A 3,612-nucleotide genomic window follows, 5' to 3' on the forward strand; every position below is an offset into this window, starting at 1 on the left:
GCGTCCATCGCATCTCACCGCGCGTTCGTGACGATGGCCAACGCCCCTCATCTTGCCGTGAGACGGGCGGAGTTATGCGACTGATTTGGGTGAGAACGAAAGCGGAATATTTTTGATTCCCGAGCTTGACACGATTTCTGAAAATCAGAAGTGATTTGGTCGCCGGAGCGATCTTGTCGCAGTTTGCGCATTTGCGTGCCAAGCAAATCAGGATGGGTGGAGCGCAGCGACAGCCATCGTTCCTCCGGAGACATGATGGGTATCGCTTCGCTACACCCATCCTACGAACTAAACGCCTCATCGCTCGTTCTCAAACTTATCGCTTATGGACCCGAAGCGGACAAGCCTTCGCAGATTGGCATAAACTGTACATCACATAGGGGAGCGCTCCAATTATGCTCAGCTACTCAGTGAGTGAAAAGCATAGGGAGTGGTGTACATGTCCAATGAAAACAATCGGGAAGCTGCGAAATGCCGTAGCGATGCTCTGGACCGCCGTGAGATGCTGTTGGGAGCCACCTCACTTACCGCATTGACTTTCGCCGCTGTCGCCTCCGCGCAGGCTCAACAGCGCCCAGCCGCTCCGGCGACGTCTAGCCGGCCGCCGAATGTTTTGGTGATCTGGGGAGACGACATCGGCATCTGGAATATCAGTCACAACAATCGTGGCATGATGGGTTATCAGACGCCCAATATCGACCGTATCGCCCGCGAAGGTCTTTCGTTCACCGACTATTACGGCCAACAGTCGTGCACCGCGGGCCGCGCCGCGTTCATCGGGGGTAACGTTCCGGTTCGTACCGGCATGACCAAGGTCGGACTGCCCGGCGCGAAGGAGGGATGGCAGAAAACCGATGTCACCGTCGCGACCGTTATGAAGAGCCGCGGCTACGCCACCGGTCAATTTGGCAAGAACCATCAGGGCGACCGCGACGAGCACTTACCGACGCAACATGGCTTCGACGAGTTTTTCGGAAATCTCTATCACCTCAATGCCGAGGAGGAGCCGGAGAACCGTGACTATCCAAAGGACGCACAATTCCGAAAAAACTTTGGTCCGCGCGGGGTCATAAAGGCCTCGGCTGATGGCAAGATTGAGGACACCGGCCCGCTGACCAAGAAGCGGATGGAAACTGTGGATGACGAGACGGTCACTGCTGCGATGGACTTCATCAACCGGCAGCACCGCGCAAACCGGCCGTTCTATTGCTGGTGGAATGCGACCCGCATGCATTTCCGCACCCACGTCAGAGAGGCCCACAAGAATATCGCCGGTCCGAACAGCAGCGAATACATGGACGGCATGGTCGAGCACGACAACAATGTTGGGCAGTTGCTCAAGCTGCTCGACGACCTTGGCATCGCCAACGATACCATCGTATTCTATTCCACCGACAACGGCCCGCACTTCAATACGTGGCCGGACGCTGGCACAACGTTGTTCCGCAGCGAAAAAAACTCGAACTGGGAAGGAGCCTATCGCGTCCCGGCCTTTGTCCGTTGGCCTGGCCGGTTCCCCGCTGGCAACACGCTCAACGGCATCGTCTCGCACGAAGACTGGCTGCCGACACTGGCGGCGGCCGCCGGAGATCCAGACATCAAGCAGAAGCTGCTGAACGGCGTCGAACTAAATGGTCGCCGCTACCGCAACTACATTGATGGCTACAACATGCTTGACTATTTCACCGGTAACACGAAGGAGTCGCCGCGCAAGGAGTTCATGTACGTCAACGACGATGGCCAGGTCGTGGCGATCCGCTACGACGACTGGAAGGTTGTGTTTCTGGAGAACCGCGCACACGCATTTGAGGTTTGGCGCGAGCCGTTCGTCGAGCTACGAGTGCCACTGCTCTTCAACCTTCGGCGCGATCCGTTCGAGCGCGCCCAGCACAGCGCAAACATCTACAACGACTGGTTCTTAGAGCGCGCCTTTATTATTGTGCCGCTGCAAGCGATGGCCGGTAAATTCCTCAAGTCGATGGCAGAATATCCTCCAAGCCAGTCACCCGGCTCGTTTAACCTGGAGAAGATCCAGAAGCAGATCGAGAGTGCTACACGCGGCGGCTGATCCGTTGATGCCAGCATGACCGATAGTCTGCATGGCGTTGAGCAAGGCGACAACTTGCTTTGCCTTGCTCAAACACTTTGATCCGCGACATCTGCGCAACGTCGCGGCTGGCCGCTAGGCCGCGAGATCAAGGTTTGATAATTTTGTCGGATGCCGGACCCATGGAGGCCAGTGTTCATGACCAATGCGACCGATGGGGGGCGTACAAGCGCGTATGGGGCGTTACGGGAGTCAGAGGAACTTCATCGTGCCACGCTAGGCAACATTTCAGATGCGGTCTTCCTGACCGATGACGCGGGAACATATGTGTTTATTTGCCCCAACGTCGACGTCATCTTCGGCTACGACCCGGACGAAGTCCAAACGATGTTGAAGATCAGCCGGCTACTTGGCGAGGGCCTGTTCGATCTGGCGGAGCTGAAGGCCAACGGGGAAATCCGCAACGTCGAACGCGAGATCACCACCAAGTCCGGTGAGCAACGCACAGTCCTGATCCACGTCAAATGCGTTGCGATCAGGGGGGCAACCGTGCTGTATACATGCCGCGATATCACCGAGCTCAAGCACGCGGAAAGGGATTTGTCTGCGGCACGGCTTGAACTCGCTCACGCGTCCCGTCTTGCGCTTGTCAGCCAACTGATGGCCTCGATTGTGCACGAGATCGTACAGCCGCTTACGGCCATCCAGACCAATTCCGAGGTGGCTCTGCACATAGTGAACAGTCGAGGGAAGAACCTCAGGCACGAGGACCTGTGCGAAATCTTGAGTGATATCAGCGACCTGAGCGATGGCGTTACCCGGATCGTGAGTCAGCTTAGGGGCTTGATAGGCAAGCACAAGTCCCTCGACCTGCGCACGATCGACATGAACCGCGCCGTAAGGGACGTCATGCGGTTGATCCACACCGACGCGCTTCGCCGTGGTGTGACCATTCACGCGGACCTGGCGACATCTCTCCCGACGGTTCGCGCCGATCGGATCTCTTTGCATCAGGTGATCCTGAATTTGATCGTCAACGCCATGGACGCTACGGATCACAACCCCATGAAGGAACGCTTGGTTATTGTGAGAACGCGCTCGTCGGACGATATCGTGGAGCTTGAGGTGAGCGACACCGGCAGTGGTATCTCCGCGGATCACAGAACGAAGCTGTTCGAAGTCTTCTTCACAACGAAGACCGAAGGCGTTGGATTGGGCTTGGCCATCGCTCGTTCGATCGCAGAAGCGCACGGCGGTCGAATCTGGGCAGAGGAGCGTAGCGGACCCGGCGCAACGTTCCGCCTGACGCTGCCGCTGCAACATGAACCCGTTGCTACATAGGAACGCCCGGACGAGTGAGGCGGATAACCGATCGGCGCAGTGCGTTGCTTACGAAGCAGCGGCCCGGAGACGCGCGTGGTGGGACTTGATTACTGAACCCGCCCGCGCTGTTCGCAAGGCTTGAAAATTGTCTGAAGTCCAGTAACGAAAGCGATGAAGGTCCGCTTCTGATGCTGTGGACGGCTCCTCCACGGGCACGAGAGTGCCAAGACATGGGCGCCGTT

General features: G+C 57.4%; 2 protein-coding genes. Both read left to right on the forward strand.

Going from position 1 to position 3,612, the window contains the following annotated elements:
- Positions 1-439 precede the first annotated feature (439 nt).
- Positions 440-2,068, forward strand: a complete 1,629-nt coding sequence (locus tag CQ12_RS40940) for an arylsulfatase (RefSeq protein WP_083519721.1) — start codon at positions 440-442, stop codon at positions 2,066-2,068.
- A gap of 177 nt (positions 2,069-2,245) precedes the next feature.
- Positions 2,246-3,388, forward strand: coding sequence for a PAS domain-containing sensor histidine kinase (locus tag CQ12_RS40945; RefSeq protein ID WP_057840900.1), 1,143 nt, complete (start codon positions 2,246-2,248; stop codon positions 3,386-3,388).
- Positions 3,389-3,612: the final 224 nt, after the last annotated feature.

The organism is Bradyrhizobium jicamae, from assembly GCF_001440395.1.
In the GTDB taxonomy this organism is placed as follows: Bacteria; Pseudomonadota; Alphaproteobacteria; order Rhizobiales; family Xanthobacteraceae; genus Bradyrhizobium; species Bradyrhizobium jicamae.